The sequence below is a fragment of the Streptomyces sp. DSM 40868 genome, from assembly GCF_011820545.1.
Lineage (GTDB): Bacteria > Actinomycetota > Actinomycetes > Streptomycetales > Streptomycetaceae > Streptomyces > Streptomyces eurythermus.
Window position 1 is genome coordinate 8,486,189 of the sequence record NZ_CP050504.1, and the last position, 19,746, is coordinate 8,505,934.

General features: G+C 69.4%; 16 protein-coding genes and 1 pseudogene. 11 read left to right on the top strand and 6 right to left on the bottom strand.

Translation table 11 applies throughout. The features are described from left to right. Positions 1–39 precede the first annotated feature (39 nt). Both HB370_RS38165 and HB370_RS38170 read left to right on the top strand, forming a co-directional pair. Positions 40–1,299 (top strand): oxygenase MpaB family protein, encoded by a 1,260-nt coding sequence (locus tag HB370_RS38165; RefSeq protein ID WP_051816155.1) that lies wholly within the window; start codon positions 40–42, stop codon positions 1,297–1,299. Next, positions 1,296–2,408: an NAD(P)-dependent alcohol dehydrogenase gene (locus tag HB370_RS38170; RefSeq protein WP_030792990.1), complete on the top strand. Its 1,113-nt coding sequence runs from the start codon at positions 1,296–1,298 to the stop codon at positions 2,406–2,408. Before HB370_RS38165 ends, HB370_RS38170 begins: the two co-directional genes overlap by 4 nt. Before the next feature lie 506 nt (positions 2,409–2,914). Here HB370_RS38170 and HB370_RS38175 read toward each other — a convergent pair. Further along, on the bottom strand, positions 2,915–3,487 hold the full coding sequence (locus HB370_RS38175; RefSeq protein ID WP_030792992.1) for a PadR family transcriptional regulator: 573 nt from the start codon (positions 3,485–3,487) through the stop codon (positions 2,915–2,917). A gap of 149 nt (positions 3,488–3,636) precedes the next feature. Here HB370_RS38175 and HB370_RS38180 point away from each other — a divergent pair, with 149 nt between their 5' ends. From HB370_RS38180 to HB370_RS38195, 4 genes are all read left to right on the top strand, one after another. Continuing rightward, positions 3,637–4,047, top strand: a complete 411-nt coding sequence (locus HB370_RS38180) for a nuclear transport factor 2 family protein (protein ID WP_030792995.1) — start codon at positions 3,637–3,639, stop codon at positions 4,045–4,047. Further along, the gene (locus HB370_RS38185; protein WP_030792998.1) at positions 4,044–5,531 is read left to right on the top strand and encodes an NAD(P)/FAD-dependent oxidoreductase; all 1,488 of its coding nucleotides are present in this window, start codon (positions 4,044–4,046) and stop codon (positions 5,529–5,531) included. The genes HB370_RS38180 and HB370_RS38185 overlap by 4 nt, the downstream gene beginning before the upstream one ends. Before the next feature lie 17 nt (positions 5,532–5,548). Then, positions 5,549–6,685 (top strand): 2Fe-2S iron-sulfur cluster-binding protein, encoded by a 1,137-nt coding sequence (locus HB370_RS38190; protein WP_030793001.1) that lies wholly within the window; start codon positions 5,549–5,551, stop codon positions 6,683–6,685. A gap of 151 nt (positions 6,686–6,836) precedes the next feature. Then, positions 6,837–8,477 carry an AMP-dependent synthetase/ligase gene (locus HB370_RS38195; protein WP_030793003.1) on the top strand — a complete coding sequence of 547 codons (1,641 nt, stop codon included), beginning with the start codon at positions 6,837–6,839 and terminating at the stop codon, positions 8,475–8,477. 18 nt (positions 8,478–8,495) lie between these two features. Here HB370_RS38195 and HB370_RS38200 read toward each other — a convergent pair whose 3' ends face one another. Both HB370_RS38200 and HB370_RS38205 read right to left on the bottom strand, forming a co-directional pair. Continuing rightward, the gene (locus tag HB370_RS38200) at positions 8,496–9,764 is read right to left on the bottom strand and encodes a DUF3533 domain-containing protein (RefSeq protein WP_030793006.1); all 1,269 of its coding nucleotides are present in this window, start codon (positions 9,762–9,764) and stop codon (positions 8,496–8,498) included. 2,175 nt (positions 9,765–11,939) lie between these two features. Then, positions 11,940–12,656 (bottom strand): annotated as a pseudogene (locus HB370_RS38205) (transposase); the annotation flags it as partial. Between the two features lie 62 nt (positions 12,657–12,718). On the opposite strand from HB370_RS38205, the gene HB370_RS38210 reads away from it, so the two are divergent. Then, positions 12,719–13,536, top strand: a protein-coding gene (locus tag HB370_RS38210; protein ID WP_244405817.1) for an IS5 family transposase whose coding sequence is annotated in 2 segments (ribosomal slippage) — positions 12,719–13,070 and positions 13,070–13,536 — 819 coding nt in all. Because the reading frame shifts where the segments join, the coding sequence is not laid out codon by codon here. Here HB370_RS38210 and HB370_RS38215 read toward each other — a convergent pair. Beyond that, positions 13,533–14,207 (bottom strand): helix-turn-helix domain-containing protein, encoded by a 675-nt coding sequence (locus HB370_RS38215; RefSeq protein ID WP_157855707.1) that lies wholly within the window; start codon positions 14,205–14,207, stop codon positions 13,533–13,535. The genes HB370_RS38210 and HB370_RS38215 overlap by 4 nt on opposite strands. Positions 14,208–14,457: 250 nt before the next feature. Between HB370_RS38215 and HB370_RS38220 the strand changes: the two genes are divergently transcribed. Next, positions 14,458–15,287 (top strand): IS5 family transposase gene (locus HB370_RS38220; RefSeq protein ID WP_244406078.1). Its coding sequence is split into 2 segments (ribosomal slippage): positions 14,458–14,788 and positions 14,788–15,287, totalling 831 coding nucleotides; the frame shifts between segments, so codons are not numbered across the junction. A gap of 73 nt (positions 15,288–15,360) precedes the next feature. Further along, positions 15,361–16,545, top strand: coding sequence for an IS701 family transposase (locus HB370_RS38225; protein ID WP_037703471.1), 1,185 nt, complete (start codon positions 15,361–15,363; stop codon positions 16,543–16,545). Between the two features lie 137 nt (positions 16,546–16,682). On the opposite strand, the gene HB370_RS38230 is transcribed toward HB370_RS38225, so the two are convergent. Further along, positions 16,683–17,285, bottom strand: a complete 603-nt coding sequence (locus tag HB370_RS38230; protein WP_157855693.1) for a TnsA-like heteromeric transposase endonuclease subunit — start codon at positions 17,283–17,285, stop codon at positions 16,683–16,685. A 497-nt stretch (positions 17,286–17,782) separates the two neighbouring features. Here HB370_RS38230 and HB370_RS38235 point away from each other — a divergent pair, with 497 nt between their 5' ends. Then, complete coding sequence (locus HB370_RS38235; protein WP_030795042.1) at positions 17,783–18,076, top strand: hypothetical protein; 294 nt, start codon at positions 17,783–17,785, stop codon at positions 18,074–18,076. Between the two features lie 12 nt (positions 18,077–18,088). Beyond that, positions 18,089–18,907, top strand: a complete 819-nt coding sequence (locus HB370_RS38240) for a DUF317 domain-containing protein (RefSeq protein ID WP_030795044.1) — start codon at positions 18,089–18,091, stop codon at positions 18,905–18,907. Positions 18,908–19,025: 118 nt separating this feature from the next. Here the strand turns inward: HB370_RS38240 and HB370_RS38245 are convergent, their stop codons facing one another. Then, positions 19,026–19,721: a hypothetical protein gene (locus HB370_RS38245; RefSeq protein WP_030795047.1), complete on the bottom strand. Its 696-nt coding sequence runs from the start codon at positions 19,719–19,721 to the stop codon at positions 19,026–19,028. Positions 19,722–19,746: the final 25 nt, after the last annotated feature.

Consider the following 19,746-nt stretch of genomic DNA (forward strand, 5'->3'; position numbering starts at 1 on the left):
CTGCGGACTGGACGCGCCGACGACCCTCTGGAGGACCCCATGACTGCCACCCCTGCTCCCCGGGCGCTGGACGACATCCCCTCGTGTTTCGCCTACTTCAGGAATGAGCCCGGCCCGGCCGGGCGTGCCGCCGCCGAGAAACTCGGGCGGTTCGTCACGGGCAGCATCAAGTTGCCCGCGGACACCGTGCGGGCGATGGGAGGCGATCGGTGCCGCGGTGACGTGCTCTCCGACACCTTCATCGAGGCCGCCTTCGCCGACGGTTACGCCGGCAAGGTCCGTAAGATGGTCGACCAGGCACTCGCCCACGGCGTCGGCAGTGTCGAGGACGCCCCGGCAGAACTCAGGGCGCTCTTCCACCACCTGGACACCGAGCCGGACTGGCTCGACTGGAACCTCGTCGAACGCGGCGCCCAGGTGTTCCGCCAGTACGGCACTGACGCCTTCCTCTACTTCGGTGTCGTGACCATCGGGGGATACCGGCGCGAAGAGATCCAGAAGCCGCTCGTTCTGACCGGCGCCTACACCGGCGGCTCGGCCTTCGGCCGGTTCCTGGAGACCTGCCGGTTCTGGACGGACGTCTCCGAGCCCGACGCGCTGCGCCAGGGCGGGGCGGGCCGCAAGACCGCCGTGATGGTGCGGATCATGCACTCCATGATCCGGCACACGATCGCGCCCCACCAGGAGTGGGATGAGAAGCGATTCGGTGTCCCGCTCAATCAGTACGACCAGTTCACCACCATCATGCTGTCCTTCCTCCTCAGCCAGCACATGAAGCGGCTCGGCTACCGGATCACCGAGGAGGAAACCCTCGCGCACATGCACTTCTGGCGCTATGTCGGCTACCTGATGGGCGTCGAGCCGGCGTTCTACCCCGAGACCACCGAGGACTGGTGGCGCGCCTCCTACGTCCTCACGTTGTCCTCGGACCCCCACGACGGGGCCGACAGCCGCCGGCTGAGCCAGTCGTTCATCGACGCCTTCCAGCCGGCCCCGGAGGACCAAGGCGAGCAGCGCGCGGCGAAGGAGCGCGAGTACCGCAAGGTCCTCGGATACGCCGGTTTCTTCGTGCCCGCGGCCACCCTCGCCGTGACCGGCGTACCGCAGGCCGGGCTGCTGCGGTGGCAGCCCCTGACCCGGTTCGTTCCCAACCTGGTGACGTCGACCGCCCGACGTGTCGTCCCAGGATTCGCTGCCGCGCTCGACCTGCGCCGCAGGCAGTCCCGCACGGCATGGCTGAGCCACCACACCGGGGGCCGCCCGGCCGCGTTCGCCCCTGTCGAGAGGCTGTCCCGATGAGCAGGAACATCACCGCCGCGGTGGCCCGTGCCGACCGGAGCGACTTCTCCGTGGAGCACCTGGTGCTGGAAGAGCCGCGCGCCGACGAGGTGCTGGTCCGTTTCACGGCCAGCGGCCTGTGCCACACCGACCTGGAGGTCCTGGCCGGGCGCCTGCCCACCCCGCGTCCCGTGGTGCCGGGCCATGAGGGCGTCGGTGTGGTGGAGGCCGTGGGACCTTCCGTCGTCGGCTTCGCCCCCGGTGACAAGGTGATCGCCAGCCTGGACTCCTGTGGCTCGTGCCGAAACTGCCTGGCCGGACAGCCGGCCTACTGCCCGCAGCACACCGCCCTGAACTTCGAGGCGCGTCGGTCCGACGGAACTGTCGGCATTGTGGACGCGGACGGCCGGCCCGTGCACGATCACTTCTTCGGCCAGTCGTCGTTCGCCAACTGGGGCCTGTCCCACCCACGCGGCCTGATCCGGGTCGACCCGGACCTCGACGACGCGGTCCTCGCCCCCCTGGGATGTGGCGTCGTCACCGGCGCGGGCGCCGTGTGGAACGCGCTGCGGGTCCACCCCGGCAGCACGGTTGCCGTCTTCGGCGCTGGAACGGTCGGCCTCAGCGCAATCATGGCAGCCGAGGCGGCCGGGGCGGCACAGATCATCGCCCTGGACGTGCACACCGAACGGCTCGCCCTCGCAGCGGAGTTGGGCGCTACCGACAGCGTGGACGTGTCGTCAGCGGACTCGGTCCATGAGATCCTGTCGCTCACTTCGGGCGAGGGGGTGGACTACTCGGTCGAGTGCACCGGGCGTCCAGAGGTCATGGCGAACGCGGTGGAAGCACTCGCAGCCCTGGGCACCGCCGCGATCCTGGGCGTTGCGGGGCTCGACGCCGATGTGCGGGCGAACGCCTTCGAACTCCTCAAGGGACGGACAGTGATCGGTTCGGTGATGGGCCATCAGGCCCCAGGCGCCCTTGTCCCGCGCATCCTCGATCTGTACCGCCGCGGCCGGTTCCCCCTCGAACGGCTGGTGCGCACCTACCCCCTGGCAGACATCAACGCCGCCGTCTCCGACTCCCGAGCCGGCAAGACCATCAAGGCCGTGCTGACACACCTTCACTGAACCGGCCCGCAACGGACCGGTGGGAGTCCTCCCCCTCCCTGCTGGTCTCCCGCACCCGAACCACGGGTCGGGCACGCACCGGATCATCGCACTGCACGGCTGGTCCAGCGACCGGACCAGTTGCCAGCCGCCGCTCGACCACTGCGACGGTGACCGCTACTCGACGCCACCGTGGACTACCGCGGCTACGGCGAGGCCCAGGACCGCAAGGCCCAACACGACTGCCGCTAACCGCCGACGACTTCTCGCTGGGTTGAGGTATCCGAGTGCGGCCGACGGCATCGTCGCCTCCGGGGCCAAGCGCCGAAGCATCATCGGGGAATCCGGATGGCACGCAGCGGTTCCAGGAGTGGTGGGTGAGGCGTTAGGCGAGGTCATCGACCCAGCAGGACCGACCTGTTCACCCCGCGCCCTCGCCGGCATCTTCCGGCTGACTGTCGCCGAGGATGCGCCGAGCGTCGTACCGGGGGAAGGGCGTGCGTCAGGGGCGTCTGCGGTGTGGCGTGTTAACGGACATGGGGCGCTGTCGCGCGTCGTTCGAGTATGTGAAGCGCGCGCTCGCCCCACTGGAGGTTCTCCTTCTCGAAGGCCATGCCGCGCAGCAGCGTCAGGTACGGTCCGATCCGTTCGGCCTCTGCGAAGTACTCGTTCTCGGTGCGGCCCGCCAGCAGGCGCTCCCGGAGCCGTTCGTAGCGGGCGAGCTTGGCCTCGGCCCACTCCATGCGCTCGGTGATCGCCGCCTTCACGGCGTCGATGTCGCCGACATCGGCGCACTGGACTTTGACCAGGAGTTCGTCGCGAATCGCCGTGGGCTTGCCGAACGGCTCGGCGACGTAGGCCCTCACGGCCTCCATCCCGGCTTCGGTGAGGGAGAACAGGCGCTTGTTGGGCCGGCGTTCCTGCTCGACGACCCGGGCGGCGATGAGCCCCTCCTCATGCATGCGCTCAAGCTCGCGGTACAGCTGCTGAGGGGCGGCCGTCCAGAAGTTCGCGACGGAGGCGTCGAACGCCTTGGCCAGGTCGTACCCGGACGCTTCACCTTCGAGCAGGGCGGCCATCACCGCGTTACGCAACGCCATGACCCTGACGGTAGCACTTTGTTGACTAATCACCCATGCACCGATCCCGCGCCCGGACGGCACTCGACCACTCGCGGGGTATGGACAACGGCCCCCTCCGAGCCTACCCTCCGATGCGCCTATTCAATTAGTTGACTAGAGGTGGTCCTGTGCATCCGTTCCGTACGGCAGTGGAGAACCGAGACGAGGCCGCCATCGAGGCGCTCCTCGCCGAGAACGTCGTCTTCACCAGCCCGGTCGCCTTCAAGCCGTACCCGGGCAAGGCCATCACCGCCGCGATCCTGCGCGGAGTGATGCGGGTCTTCGAGGACTTCACCTACGTCCGCGAGATCGCGAACCCCGACGGCCGCGACCACGCCTTCGTCTTCACCGCCACCGTCAATGGCCGGCAGATCCAGGGCTGCGACTTCCTCCACTTCGACGACGAGGGGAAGATCGACGACTTCATGGTGATGGTCCGCCCGCTCTCCGCCGCGAAGGCACTGGCCGAGGCGATGGGAGCGCAGTTCGACCGGATCGCCCAGGAGGCGGCCGGCACCGAAGAGGCGGTCGGCAAGTGACCGACGTCGACGCGATCGTCATCGGCGCGGGCAACGCCGGCCTCACCGCCGCTGCCACCCTCCAGCGCGCCGGCCTGCGCACCCTGCTCGTGGAGCGCCACAACGTTCCCGGCGGCTGTGCCACCTCCTTCCGCCGCGGGCGCTTCGAGTTCGAGGTCGCACTGCACCAGCTGTCCGGGGTCGGATTCGAGGGTCAGGACTTCACCCTGCGGGGCCTGTTCGACAAGCTCGGCGTGGCCGACAGGCTGGAGTTCGTCCAGGAGGAGGACCTGTACCGGGCGGTGGTGCCGGGCAGCCATGACGTCACCGTGCCGGCCGACTGGGCCGGGGCCGTCGACGCCCTGGAGGGCGCGTTCCCGGGTAACCGGGACCGGATCGAGCGGTTCTTCCAGCTCGCCAGGGACGTCACGTTCTGGCAGATGGCCGCCATGCGCGGAATGCCGGCCGATGAGGTCGACCCGGTCCTCTTCCGCCACGGCCTGCGCCCGTTCCGCGACGTACTGGACGAGCACTTCGACGACCCGGCCCTGAAGTCGGTACTGGCCACCTACTGGACCTACCTCGGGCAGCCGCCGTCCCGGCTCCCGTTCCAGGACATGGCCCTGATGCTGTTCGCCTACCTGGAGTTCAAGCCCTGGCACATCAAGGGCGGTTCGCAGGCGATGTCGACCGCGCTCCTGGACTCCTTCCTCACGGCAGGCGGCGATGTGCGCTTCAACACCGCCGTCGAAACCGTCCTGACGGAGCGAGGACGCGTCGCCGGAGTCCGGCTGGACGACGGTCAGGAGGTGTCGGCCCGGGACGTGATCTCGAACGCGTCACTGCCGCTGACGTACGGGATGCTCGACGACCCCTCCGTCGTGCCGTCCCGGATCCGCGCCGACCTCGCCACCCGCCGCATCGGCGTCTCCGGCTTCGTGCTGCACATGGGCCTTGACGCCACTCCGGCCGAGCTCGGCTTCACCACGAGCACGACGTTCGTCAACGCCGACGTGGACGACGACCGTACCTACGCCTCCTGGCGCACCCTGGAGCCGGCCCGCGGCATCTGCGTCTCGTCGTACGACGTCGCGCCGATCGGCTTCGCCCCCTCCGGTGCCACCCACGTCAGCCTGATGACCCTGCAATACGGGGACGTGTGGGAGAAGATCCCGCCGGCCGGGTACGCGCAGGCCAAGTTCGCCTACGCCGAGACCTTGCTCGACCGGGTCGAGGCCATCGCCCCCGGCATCCGCGACGTCATCGAGGAGGTCGACGTCGCCACCCCGCGGACGATGGCCCGCTACCTCGGCCACCCCGGCGGCGCGATCTACGGCTACGACCAGGACCGCACCGAGAACTGGCTCTTCCGCGACAGCGTGCGCGACCCCGGAGTCGAGGGCCTGCACCTGGCCGGCTCCTGGGCCGGCATGGGCGGCTTCCAGCCCACGCTCGAAGCGGGCCACCGCGTCGCCCGCCGCCTCCTGCGTGCCCAGACCGCCTGACCCTCCGGGAGACACCTGTGAAGCATCCCCTCGCGCCGCTCTTCGACGGGCACGACGACGTCCAGGCGGAGATCGACCGGCGGCCCGCGGACACCGCGGACCACACCGCGGACACCCGCCGGCTGATCGACGCCCACCATCCGAAGCGGCTGACCCTCCCCGTCGCTGACGTCGTCACCGAGACCCCGACCACCAGGACCTTCCGGCTCGTCCGGCCCGACGGCGGCGAGTTGCCGCCGTTCCTCGCCGGCCAGTACGTCGGCGTGTACGCGGACGGCACGAACCGGCCGTACGCCATCTCCTCCAGCCCCGCCCGCCCCGGCCACTGGGACCTCACTGTCCGGCGTGTCCCCGGCGGACGCATCAGCAACCGCCTCATCGACACTATTACCGCCGGCGACACACTCACCACCACCGGCCCGATGGGCAACTTCCACCACAACCCGCTCTTCCACGGCGACGACGTCGTCTTCCTCGCCGGCGGATCCGGCGTAGCCCCCGCCATGAGCATGATCCGCGAGATCGTCGACCGCGGACTCGACCGCCGCTTCCACCTCCTCTACGGTTCACGCTCCGCCGACGACATCCTTTTCCGCGAGGAGCTCGATGCCCTCGCTGCCGACCACCCGAACCTCTGGGTCGACCACGTCGTCGCCGACGCGGGGCCGGAGTGGGCGGGGCCGACCGGCTTCCTCACCGCCGGTCTGATCAAGACCTTGGCCGGGCCGCTCGACGGGCGGATGGTGTACGTGTGCGGGCCCCAGGCCCTCTACCCGTACGCGCTCACACAGCTCGCCGAGCTCGGCCACCCGCCCCGCCGGATCCGCTTCGAGGCCAACGGCGCCCCCGCCGACCCGACCGCCCAGTCGCACTGGCCCGCCGGCACGGACCCGGCCGTCGAAGTCACCGTCACCGCCCGGGGCCGCACGTTCCGGTCCCGCCGGGACCGTCCGCTCCTCGACGCCCTGGAGGACGAAGGCATCCGCCCCGAGGCCGCGTGCCGCTCCGGCGAGTGCAGCCTGTGCCGCGTCCGCGTCCTCAAGGGCACCGTCCACACCGCTGAAGAAGCCCGACTACGGCTTTCCGACGAGAAATTCGGCTACACCCACTCCTGCGTCGCCTACCCGATCACCGACGTCGAACTCGACGTCTGAACCGCATTGAGGTGCCCGGCCTCCACCGGACGGGCACCTGCCCCAGGCTGTGCGCGGGGTCATCGCGTGCCACAGCGCGTCAATCCGGAAAGCCACCGCATCGCGGGGGCGCGGCGGCATTCCGGCCGGTCTGCTCAAGGAGCCGCACGCCGTGTCAAAGATCGACGCACCAACCATCGGCCAGCTGTCCATCCTCGCCGCGCACGCCTTCGGCCCGCGCACAGCACTCCGGTACAAACGCCACGGAGCCTGGCACACCGTTACCTACCGTCAGCTCGCCGACGCGGTCGACCGGATCGCCACTGGACTGCTGCGCCTGGGCGTCCAGCCGGGAGACCGCGTCGGCCTGTTCGCCGAGACCCGCCACGAGTGGACCCTGTGCGACCTGGCCATCGCCCGCGCCGGCGCGGTCAGCGTCCCCGTCTATCCCACCAGCACCCCCGAGGAGTGCGCCTGGCTCCTCGACCACGCGGCAGCCCGCACCGTCCTGTGCGACACCGCGGCCAGGGCCGAGACCGCCGCGACGTGCCCCGGGGTCAAGACGGTGATCGCCTTCGAGGACGAGGCCCCGGCCGGGTGCCGCACCCTCGCCGAACTGCGCAACACGGTGCCCGCCGACACCGACCGGCAGCGTCTCGACAGCATCGCCGACGGGATCGGGACCGGCGATCTGTCCACCGTGATCTACACCTCCGGCACGACCGGACGCCCCAAGGGCTGCATGATCACGCACGACAACTGGCGCGCCGCCGGCACAGCCATCTCCGCGCTCCTCGACGGACTCGGCGACGGCGAGGAGGTCTACCTCCACCTGCCGCTGTCACACATCATGTCCCGCACGATCCAGTTCGTCGCCCTCTCCCACGGCGCCGCCCTGGCGTACTTCGGCGGCGACATCCGCAACGTGATCGCCGAACTCGCAGAGGTGAGGCCGACGATCCTGCCCTCGGTGCCCCGCCTGTTCGAGAAGGCGCATGCCGCCGTGAAGGACCTCCCGCCCCAGGTGGTCGCCGACGCCATCGGCGGGAGGGTCCGGCTGGCCGCCACCGGGGCGGCACCCATGGACCCGGCGGTCCTCGACTTCTTCGCCTCCTGCGGCATACCGATCCTCGACACCTACGGCATGACCGAGTCCACCGCACTCATGACCGCCAACCTGCCCGGCGACATCCGCTACGGCACCGTCGGCCGGCCCCTGCCGGGCGTCGAGATCCGGATCGCCGACGACGGCGAGATCCTCACCCGCGGCGCGGCCGTCTTCGCCGGCTACCTCGACAACCCCGAGGCCACCGCCGAGGTGATGACCGACGGCTGGCTCCGCACCGGCGACCTGGGCGAACTCGACGCCGACGGATACCTGACCGTCACCGGCCGCAAGAAGGACCTCATCATCACCGCGACCGGCAAGAACATCGCCCCCTCCGCCCTGGAGAACGCCCTGCGGCTGAGCCCGCACATCTCCCAGGCCGTCGTGATCGGCGACCGCCGCCCCCACCTGGCCGTCCTGGTCACCCTCGACCCCGACACGGTCACCGCCTGGGCCACCGAGCACAACATCCCCGGCACCTGGCCGGAACTGGCACGGCACCCCGAGGTGAAGGCCCTCGTCCAGGCCGAACTCGACAAGGCGAACGCCCGCTTCCCCCCGGTCGCCCGCGCCCGGGCCCTCGCCGTCCTCGACCGCGACTTCACCGTCGAGGACGGCACCCTCACCCCGTCGCTCAAGGTCCGCCGCAACCAGGTCGCCACCCGCTACGCCGCCCTCATCGACACGCTGTACGGCACCTCCTGACCCGCGGCCGGCCCGCCATCAAGCGGACGGGACCGGCTCCGCGGCCGGCTGCACCGCCCGTGGCCTGCGATGCAGGCCACGGCGGTCGTAGAACCATGTCGCTCCGAATCCGAAGCCGAGCCCGCCGGCGAGCGCCACGCCCGTCATGACCCAGGCTCGGGACAAGCCCGCCGCCCCTTGCGCGTCGAAGTAGAGGATCGACCGGACGCCACCAGTGATCTGCCGCAGCGGCTCGAACTCCGCGAGCCCGCGGTAGAAGCCGGGGAGCGCCTCGACGGGCGTGGTGGCGCCGGCCGACGGGACCGCCATGGCGATGAACACCATCGTCACGAGCAGCATCCCCGGAGTGCCGAAGGCGGCGAGCAGCGCCAGGGCACCGACACCCACCGCGGCTACCGCGCACACCGACAGCAGCCACAGCTGAGGCAGGTGCGCCGCGTCCATCCCCAGGATGCCCACGGCGGCGCCCATGATCAGACTGCCCATCATCAGAGAGAGCCCGAGCATCAGCGTGGCGGCCGCGGCGAAGGTGTGCGCCCGCGAGGCCGCTACAAGAGGCCGCTGGCGGCGCCACGGCCCCAGGTCGCTGTGTCCGTATCCGAGCGCGGCGTCCACCTGGCTGTGCAGCACATTGGCCCCGAGCATGCCCGAGACGACGAGGACCAAGGCGTAGTAGAAGGCCGTCAGCCCCATGCCGCTGTTGCTGCCGAGAGGGTGGCCGTCCCCCACCTGGACGCTGACCGGATCAGCCAGCAGCAGCCGCTCCGCCGCGCTGGCGGCAGGCTGCCCGGCGGCGGCACGCGTCAGATGCCGGCCCAGCGCGGAGGAGGCCGCGTGCGCTGCCTTCTGCGAAGCCTGACTGGCCATGGAGGACCCGAGACTGCCCGCCGACTGATTCGTCAGCACCGTCAGCACCGGCCGAATCGGACGCTGGCCGCCCGGAGCCGACAGACCGGCGACCGAGGCCGTGAAGTTCTCCGGCACCACCAGCGCGCCGTACAGCTTGCCCTGCGCCAGCAGCTCATCGGCCCGGGCGCGGTCGACACGCTGCCAGGAGATCTTGCCGTCCGTCGGGGTCGTGGCGATCTTGTCGGTCACCTCGTCGCCCATCCGGACGGACTTGCCGCCGACGGTCCCGCCCTTGTCCGCGTTCACCAGGCCGACAGGCAGGTCCCGCAGGTGCCCCGGCGGGTCGATGTTCGCTCCCAGGTACAGCAGAGCGAACGCCAACGACACCAGACCCAGGATGATCCCCGATCCGACCCACAGGCCGCGTTCACGCAGCACCCGACGGACCTCGAACCAAGGGGCATGAGACAGCTCGGACAAGAGGACCTCCAGTGCGGTGGACTCAGCTAAGCCACCCTACTAATAATCAACAATATGAGTATACGCTGAATTGATCATGGATGTTGTCACGCAAGCGGCATCCAGTCGTACGGTCCGTGACCGTCACGGGCAGGTGGCCCGGTCGTCGAGGGAGCAGAGGCGGGGCGGCATGCCCCGGCGACGCGAGCGCGCTCAGCCGGCCGACGTGGACGGGGTGGGCGAACATGCGGGCACTGAAGAAGGGCTGGGGGCAACGGCGAAGTGGAGGTGACCTGCACTCCCCTCGGCCGCATCCGGTCACATGGCGTCACCCTACGAAGCGCAGGGCCTGGGTGATCACCGCCGGGGCCCTGCCCTCGTGGCGGTCTGTCAAGGCCCCGGGCTGGAGAAGCAGCTTCAATCCTGCACCAGGTGTCGCAGGGGCCTGCAAGCAGTTCCGCCCGCTCACCGGTGAGCGGGCGGGCAGGGGCAGATCACTTCCGCCGAGGGCGCCCCGGATAGGACCCGGCGGGGCGCAACGGGACCGAGTTCTTGAGGAATGCGAGGCGGACGGTGGCGAGGGTTGTTCCTTCGCGGTCGGCGATGTCCTGGAGCGACAGGTGATCTTCTTCGTACCAGGTGCGCCACTGCACGATGCGGCTGGCGGTGTACTGGGTCCGGCGGAACCGGGGTGGGCTCCAGTCGACGGGGTGCTGGGACAACAGGCAGATGACGTGGGCCGTGGTGGTGTTGAGTGTGTGCGAGCTGGGCGATGGAGAAGTCGCCCATCGGCACGGCCTGCTGGAGCTGCGCGACGGTGATGCTGTCCGGGGCCGGCCCGGGAAGGACGAGGTGACGCAGGGCACGGGCAGAGAGCTGCGGAGTCCACTGGAGTGGCTCGTCGATGCCGTGCTCGTCGAGGAGCGCGTGCGTGGTGTGGGTGAGCAGTTCGGCTTCGGCTGGCAGGATGCGCCAGCGGAAGCGCTGGTACTGCTGGCGCTGCGCTCCGGCAACCGGCGCGAGGGCCGGGTGGGCGAGGTGCGGCGGGGAGCGCGTCAGAGTGTGGAAAATCCAGCGCTGGGCGTGCGCGATGTTGGGTGCGTGCGTCGAGCGCAGGCGGCGTTGCAGATCGCTCCAGCAGCGGGGGTCGATGAAGCGGGCCTGTGTGGTGAACAGGGCGCGGCGGCGCGCGTAGTCGATGGGAGCGCCGTGCTGGTCGAGATGGTCGGCCAGGAGGATCAAGGCGTGCAGAAGGTCGGCGCAGTCGCTGCGGCGAGTGAGGCCGGCGAGGAGTGTGGAGACGTTATGGGCGGTGACGGTAGTGCCGGTCAGCCGGGGCGCGGCCTGGATCGAGGTGGTGTTGCCGGCGAGCAGGCAGGCGACGGCCAGGAGCTCGTCCGTGCGTTTCGCCATGGGCCTGCCGTTGGGGTGATGCGGGGACAGACGTAGGGCCCACTCCGGCCATAGGGCGGCTGGCAGCATGCTGGCCCTGGAGTCGTGGTTGGTGGGGGGCCTGGTGGAGTGCACGGCGGTGCGGTGGCCCAGACGGTAGACGGGCATGATCTGTATCTCGCGGCTGCATCGCAGGGTGGCTTCGAGGACAGGCGAGAGCGTGCCGCTGACCGAGACGACGCCGGCGGGATACAGGGGGCGGCCGGAGGAGGCCACCCGCTCGGTGAGCCACCGCGCGGCGTCGGCTGCGGCGGGGATGTCCGCGGCGCACAGGATGCGGAGCCCCGCTGCGGTCGCCACGGCGGTGGCCGCGGCGTCGTCGGGCGCGTAGTAGCTGTGCACGTTACTGCGCCGGGTGTCCGGATGTCGTTGGGAACGTGGAGACAGCGGGTTGGTCCGGTACTGCTCCAGACGTTCGAGGACTTCGTCCGGCGCCAGGAAGCGTAGGTTGGTGTTCGTCGCGTGGTTGAGGACGAGTGCACCCAGACTTTTCAGGTCTCGCAGCGCCGTCCGCAGGGGCATGCCGCCGGTTCCATACAGAGGCCAACGCGCCATCCGGTCCGGAGCCACGAGGGCCGTGTCGATCAGGCGCTGCGTCTCCTCCAGGGCTCCGCCGGGCGGGAGGGTGAGAACTGGGGCGTCGGTCAGAGGGTGGTGGCAGCGTCGTGGGCGGGGGCCGCTGGCCACTGCGGCGCTTGAGCACAGGCCGGGGCGGGGCACCCCCGGATCGACGAGCCCCGAATGCGGCCGGTGGTGATAGACCACCGCCACCCACTCGCGGATGATCGCCTCCAGCTCGTCCAGATAGAAGAACGCCTCCGTCTCTGGGCGCTCGCCCCGGCCGTGAATGTCCGGGCCCTTGTAGCCGGGGAGGGCCTGCAGCAAATCTTCCCGCAGCGTGCGGAAGAACCGCTCCACCGGCCCCTTGTCCCGGCCCGTCCTCAGCCGTGCCGGCTGGATCGACATCCCCATCCGCCGGCACACACTCGTGAGATACTCCGAGACGTAGACCTTGCCGTGGTCGACGACCAGTGTCTCCGGCACCATCGCCGGCCCCGCGAGCCCCGGCCCGTCCACGGCATCGACGTCCACCAGCACCGACCGCGGAATCCCGTGCTCCGGCCACACCGCGTGCCGAGGCCAGTCCCTCCCCGCAGGCCGAGGACGGAACGCCTGGTAGAGCACCGCGCTGACATCGACAGCCTTCGTTGACACCGGCGTCACCCTGATGCCGGTGATGCACCGCGTATACCAGTCCATCCCGATGCTCAGCTCCGCCTGCGCCCACCGCAGCGTGACGGGATCGAACGCGAACACGTCCAGCCGGGTCGAGTCCATCAGCAGGTACTCGCCGGGCCGTGTCGGCCGCAGCTTCCCGTACGCGCCATCCGGCCGGTCGGCGATGTCCCGGTTGCGCTTAGAGGCCCTAACAGAAGTTGTTGATCAAGTGACCATCGGCTTGTCTGGTCGTTGGTCGGGTCGTGGGGAAGCGTCAGTCGCGGCCGTGGATCGTGTCGGACGAACTGTGGTCGCTCATCGAGCCGTTGCTGCCCGAGCCGGGGCCGAAGCTGGTGGCGGGCCGGCCTCGGGTACCGGACCGGCAGGCGTTGTGCGGGATCCTGTTCGTGCTGCACACCGGGATTCAGTGGGAGTACCTGCCGCAGGGGCTGGACTTCGGCTCCGGGATGACCTGCTGGAGGCGCCTGGCCGCCTGGAACGAGGCCGGCGTGTGGGAGAAGCTGCACCTGGTGCTGCTGAGGAAGCTGCGGTCGGCGAAGAAGCTGGACTGGTCGAGGGCGGTGATCGACTCCTCCCACGTCAGGGCAGCCCGCCGGGGCCCAAAAGCGGTCCCAGCCCGGTCGACCGAGCACGGCCGGGCAGCAAGCACCACGTCCTTGTCGACGGCCAGGGCATCCCGCTCGCGGTGTCGCTGACCGGAGGCAACCGCAACGACGTCACCCAGCTCCTGCCCCTGCTCGACCAGGTCCCACCGGTCGCCGGCGTCGTCGGCAGGCCACGGCGACGGCCGGACATGCTCCTCGCGGACCGCGGATACGACCACGACAAGTACCGGCGACTGCTGTGGAAACGAGGCATCCGGCCCGCGATCGCCGAGCGCGGCCGGCCACACGGCACCGGCCTGGGCATCTCCCGCTGGGTCGTCGAACGCACCATCTCCTGGCTCCACGGCTTCCGCCGCCTGCGCATCCGCTGGGAGCGACGCGACGACATTCACGAAGCCTTCCTCGGCCTCGCCACCTGTCTCATCACACACCGCCACGTCCAACGCCTTTGTTAGGACCTCTTAGTGCCTAGCCGGAATAGCGGGTGCCGTCGTTCCAACTCGGCCAGCAGTCGGAACGCGGACGCCCGGCTGGGCTGGGGCACGACGTCCGGGCCGTAGCGCGCGATGACCCGGGCACGCGTCCGCTCGATCACCATCGTCCGCGACGGTTTCGACTCCCCGGTGTGCTCAACCATCACCTCAAGGGCCGTCTCCGACCACCGGTCGTCAACTGCCACTTTCTGCGTCCGGCCTGGTCCCTTCTTGGGAGCCAGCCCCGCTTCACCATGGGACCGGAACTCGGCGATCCACCGTTTCAGCGTGCGCAGTCCGATGCCGAGTTCGATCTTCGCTGCGTAGCGGGTCTCCGCTGACAACTCCGGCGTGTACTCCGGTCGCGGTTCGCCAGGCAGCGCGAGGTGAGACGTGCCCGAACGGTAGCCCGTGAGCACCTCGCGGATGTGTCCGGCCCGGTCTCGGACCCTCTGTCTCTCCGGCTCGCTCAACTGCCCGAGTACCACCGTAGCGATCTCCTCAGGGTCACTCCCTGCCGGACCAGGGTTGTCGGAGTCAACGACCGCGCGACCAGAGAACAGCAACTCTTTCAGCGAGACGCGACGTACCCGTGCCTGGCCGTCCCGAAGGACAACCTCGTTGCCGTCTGCTGTGGCAACCAGCTCGACCACCTCGACGGTCTCCGCGTCGTATCGAAACCGTGTCCCCACACCAATGCGGGTTCCGGCCCAGGTCATGCGGCGACCCGCAGCACGTGCGAAGGGCGAAGCGCGCCATCGAGATCGGTAACAAAGTGCCCAGTCCACAGCAGGTGATGCACGGCAGCCTGTACCTGCGGTCGCTCATACGCGGGAAGGAGGCTGGATGCCTCCCCTAGGGTCTGTCGTCAAATGATCTTCGGTCGGGGATCATGGTCGGGTGATATGTCGTCATGAGCTGTCCGATGCCGAGTGGGAGTTCGTCCGGCCGCTGCTGCCCCGGTCCGAGCGGGGCCGCAGGCGGTTGGACGACCGGATGGTCCTCAACGGGATCGTGTGGAAGTTCCGGACCGGAACGGCCTGGCGGGACGTGCCCGAGCGGTACGGCTCCTGGGCCACGCTGCATACCCGCTTCCGCCGGTGGGCCGGGGACGGCACCTTCGAGCGGATGCTCCGGGCCGCCCAGGCCAGGGCCGACGCGGCCGGGGACATCGAGTGGCTGGTGTCGGTCGACTCCACGATCGTCCGGGCCCACCAGCACGCGGCCGGAGCGCGAAAAGGGGGTTCCGCATCCCGGGGCTCGGCCGGTCCAGAGGCGGCCTGACCAGCAAGATCCACCTGGCCTGCGACGGTGCCGGCCGCCCGCTCGCCTTTACCGTCACCGGCGGCAACACCAACGACTGCACCCAGTTCACCGCCGTGATGAAGGCGATCCGGGTGTCCCGTCTCGGGCCCGGACGGCCCCGGGTGCGACCCGACCACGTCATCGGCGACAAGGGCTACAGTTCCAAGGCCATACGGGGCTGGCTGCGGCGACGGAACATCCAGCACACCATCCCGGAACGGTCCGATCAGGTGCGCAACCGGCTCCGGCGCGGCAGTCAGGGCGGTCGCCCGCCGGCCTTCGACAAGCAGGTCTACAAGCGGCGCAACGTCGTCGAACGGTGCTTCAACCGCCTCAAGCAGTGGCGCGGCATCGCCACCCGCTACGACAAGACCGCCGAGTCCTACCAAGCAGCCGTCACCCTCGCATCGCTGCTGATGTGGGCGTGACATTTGACGACAACTCCTAGTACTGCAACGGTGCTTGCCGTGACTGATGGCCAGCTCAGTCGTTGGTGTGGTTATGGGTGGGGACCTTGCTGATGTCAGGCTGTGGGCCGGTGAACTGGACGCTGTGCATGACCGGTTCGTGCACCGGTTCAACAGGGAAGAACCGCGTCAGTCGGCGCTCGCTTACATGCGAGGCTTGGTCGCACCGCTGGAGCGGAAGAACGGCTGGACGCTGGCGGAGGAAGCCGGGCACGAGGGTCCCGATCGCATCCACCGGTTGCTGAACCGGATCGAGTGGGATGCCGACGAGGTCCTGGACGACGTACGCGACTACGTCGTGGAACACCTCGGCGACCGAGACGCCGTGCTGATCATCGACGACACCGGCTTCCTGAAGAAGGGCCTGCGGTCGGCCGGGGTGCAAAGGCAATACTCCGGAACCGCCGGCCGGACCGAGAACTGCCAGATCGGTGTGTTCCTCGCCTACGCCACCGGCCGCGGCCGCACGCTGATCGACCGGCGGCTGTATCTGCCCACGTCGTGGACGGACGACCGGGAACGCTGCCGACGGGCCGGCATCGGCGACGAAGTCGCCTTCGAGACGAAGGTGGCCATGGCCAAGGCGATGGTCCACAAGGCCATCGCGGACCGGATCCCGTTCACCTGGGTGACGGCGGATGCCGCCTACGGCTTCAGCAAGGGCTGGCGCTTCGAGCTCGAGCAGGCCGATGTCTTCCATGTCATGGCCACCACCCGGCACGACACCGTCGTCACGCGCTGGGCACTCGACCATCCCGTCCACGACCTGTTCCCCGGCCTGCCGCGGCAGAAGTGGAAGCGTCGTTCCTGCGGCGAAGGGGCACACGGCCGGCGGATCTACGACTGGGCCCGCGTCGAGGTCAGGCCCTGGCACCGCGAGGACCGCCGGCACTGGGTGATCGCACGCCGCAGCGTCAGCCGACCCGAGGAGATCTCCTACTACATCGCCTACTGCCCCGCCGACACCACACTGGACGAGCTGATCCGCGTCGCGGGTAGCCGCTGGGCTGTTGAGGAATGCTTCCAGACCGCCAAGCAGGAATGCGGCCTGGACGACTACCAGGTCCGCCGCTACCCCGGCTGGCACCGCCACATGACCCTGGCCATGGCCGCCCATGCATGCCTGACCGTCCTGCGGGCCCGACAGCTGGACACGGAGAAAGCAGAAACGGATCCTCCCAGCTCATCCACCTCAGCCTCGCCGAAATCCGACGGCTGATCACCCGCCTCACCAGCCGCCGTCCCACCCCGGTCGGCCACGTCCTGCACTGGTCGACCTGGCGCCGACGACGCCAACACCAAGCCCGCACCAGCCACTACAAACGACGCGGACACAGCCCTTGACCTGGCCAGCACTCAGCACAAACACCGTTGCAGTACTAGGAGCACTCCGTCCAGGCCGGCTCCGGAAACTGCCTCCAGCAGGTCGGTGCGGAACAACCAGGGCCTGCGGTAGCCAGCGAGGAAGCGGATGTTCTCCAGTCGTGCCTGTGGCGGTTCGCTCCACACCTCGTAGGGCCACCCTCGGGCTGCCACCAGTTGCCGGGTCCATCCGAAGGTGAAGCCCACAGTCGGCTCACTCAGCCTACGGAGGGACTTCACCTCTACGACCTTCGGACCGTCCCTTGTCATCAGCAGGAAGTCCGGAACGTGTCTGCGAACCTTACCGTCCACCTCGACCCTCATCAGGAACGGCTGCGCGACGATGCCCCACACGGACGGGTCGAAATCGGCGAAGAGAAGCCTCGCCAATTCCAGACGACTCTCGTAGATCACGTGATCACGTAACGTGGCCGACCAGTAGACACCGGAGAAGTGCTGTTGCCCTCGGTACGACCGGAATGTACGCCACGGGGCTGCCTTGGCCAGGCGATCCAGCGGGACCGATCGCCACGCCTGATCCGCGACGCACCCACCGTCCCGGCATCGGAAACTTACAAAAGCACTTGTGCCGTCCATCGCGCCCCCAGTAACCGCCCTGATGACCACGGTGGCAGCGCAGCATCCGCGACGATGCCAACCTCGTGCAGAGTCACCCCAACAGGCGAGGCACTCGACCTGCGAATCTCATATGGATGGCACAAGTGCCAAAGCGGTGCCATTGCGGCTGAGACTGTGCCGCGAAATCCTGAACCCTGCACAACGGCGGTGTATAGCAGTTCACCCGGGGCAGACAGGAAAGATCCGCGAAAGACTGGCCAACGCGTCCGGGGCATGTCAAGGTAGACGACCTCCCCGGAAAAGCCCAGGTCAGGAAGGGATCGGCGTCCGACGTCAGCCGCTAAGGGCGGCATGCCACCGCGGTCGGGTCGGGGAGTGGATGGCCTTTGAGGCCGAGACTGCGGAGGGCGTTGTCTCCGCGCCGTGCTCTGCTCCGTGCAGGCGCCTTCCTGTTTGACCGACGGTTCATCTGGCCGAGCGTCGTATCCGCCTCTTTCCCTCGTGAGGAGGCTTCCGTGTCGTCCGCGGAAATGACCGTCCAGGATCTCATCGACCTGCTGTCCGCCTGTGAGCGTGATGCGCCGGTTCGGCAGGCGCTGAATCCCTTCTTCCCGATGGAGCACCGGCTCGCTCAGGTCATCCAGGCCATGGACGCGACCGGGAAGACGGTCGTCTATCTCGCCGAGGGAGGTAATGAGCACAGCCAGCTCGGTGCCCTGCCGCCCGAGATCGCCGTAAAACTGGCCTGGCAGTCTCCCGTTCAGCCGCCACCGCGTCGTGCCCGCCGCACCGCCCGCGGCGGCCAGTAAATCCCCTCACCCCTGGAGGTGCCCCTGAACCCCGACGCCCCGCTCGACCCCGCCGCCCACAACCAGTTCCCGGCGGCCTGCTGGGTCGGCCCCCGCCACCTGGCCGGCGACGACGGCCGCCTCTACGACACCGTCGCCGACACCCTCTCCACTCTGGGCTGGACGAGCCTGACGATGGTCCGCGGCCGGCAGGAGCCGGACGAGGAACCGGAGAACCGGCAGGTTGTGCGCAGCATCGTCCTGCACCTGAGCCCCGACACCCTCCGGTGGGCCCAGTGGGTCTTGGCGGACGAGCCGTTCCTGCTCGGAGACCTGCCGATCGCCTGGCACGTCTGCGCGCGCACGGACGCGAACAGTCCGCTCGCGCAGTGGTCCGCGTACTTCACCTCGGATGTCCCCGGGGAGGCCGTCGCCGACTTCCTCGTCGCGCTCGACGCACGCCGGCACCCCGCAGCGCCGTCCGGCGGCAGGGAGCTGGTCCTTGAGGCGGTTACCGGGCACGGGTGGCTTCTCGACATCGACCAGCCGCATGCGGGGGCGATGGACGCGACCTTCACCAGCCACATCAGCTACGGCACGGTGCCGCCTCTCATCCAGGACGGCGACCCGCAGACCCTCACCCGCGAGGTGGGCGAGGAGCTGGACGGGTGGCAGGCGTGGTCCGAGCCGGTGCTCGGCGGGCGGTGCCTGTGGGCGGCATCCTTCAGCTCCAGCGTCCCCGACGACCTGGTCGCGGCCTTCGCCCGCTCGGTCAGCTCCACCGCACCAGTCCTGCGCCGGGTGCTCCCGGACAGCACCCGGGACCGGCTCCTGCGCGCGCCGGCCATCTAACGCGCCCGGCCGTGCCTGCCGGCCCGGAACCGAGAAGCCCGGCCATCCCGATGGGGATGGCCGGGCTTCTGGCATACCCGCACGCAACGGGCAGTCGGCGACGCCTCGACGGCGGACGTTAACGCGATATGGCCTTGGCGAGGGCCTTGTCGAGGTGGCGGTCGACGAGGGCGGGGGAGCCGGAGACGATGACGAGGACGTTGCCGTCGCGGATCGCGGTCTGCTTCATCACGCTGTCGTGTCCGCCGGCGGAGAAGGTCAGCAGCTGGCTCCACTGCTCGTCACCGAGGTGGGGCGGCGCCGTCTTCCGGGTGGCGATGTCGATGGCGGAGCCGCCGACGAGGATCTGGTACTTCAGGCATCCGGTCATGGCGTCGAAGATCCTCCCCATGCCGTCGGACAGTTTGCCGGGGGTGTCGCTGTACAGCTCTTCGGAGACTTCCGAGTCGCCGCTGCCGGCGTAGGTGAAGGCGGTCGTCGCCTTGCGGGGGAAGTCGAGTGATCCTCCGGTGGCCGCGTCACCGCCCAGGTCGTCAAGGGCGGGGCAGCCGAGCACGGTGACGTCGTCGTCGTGCTCGGCACGCTCGAGCTTGCGGGTGTAGCCGCTGCCCAGGTCGCCGGCGGCGAGCAGTCGCTCCGTGAGCGCGGCCGACGACAGCGGGCTGCTGCCCGGCTCCGGCACGGCCGGGCCGGTGGCGCGGGCGGAGGAGGACGTGGCGGAAGGAGCCGTTTCGACGTCGGAGGAGCAGGCGGGCAGGACGAGGAGGGCGGCGGCGGTGATACCGGCGGCGGTGGTGGTGACGCGCACGCGCACGAGGTGACCCCTTTTGTGCTGGGAG

Bases quoted from the DNA above. Each gene is read 5' to 3' on its own strand.
- HB370_RS38170 (WP_030792990.1), top strand. From the start codon at position 1,296: ATGAGCAGGAACATCACCGCCGCGGTGGCCCGTGCCGACCGGAGCGAC.
- HB370_RS38225 (WP_037703471.1), top strand. From the start codon at position 15,361: ATGGGTGGGGACCTTGCTGATGTCAGGCTGTGGGCCGGTGAACTGGAC.
- HB370_RS38230 (WP_157855693.1), bottom strand. From the start codon at position 17,285: ATGGACGGCACAAGTGCTTTTGTAAGTTTCCGATGCCGGGACGGTGGG.
- HB370_RS38165 (WP_051816155.1), top strand. From the start codon at position 40: ATGACTGCCACCCCTGCTCCCCGGGCGCTGGACGACATCCCCTCGTGT.
- HB370_RS38175 (WP_030792992.1), bottom strand. From the start codon at position 3,487: ATGGCGTTGCGTAACGCGGTGATGGCCGCCCTGCTCGAAGGTGAAGCG.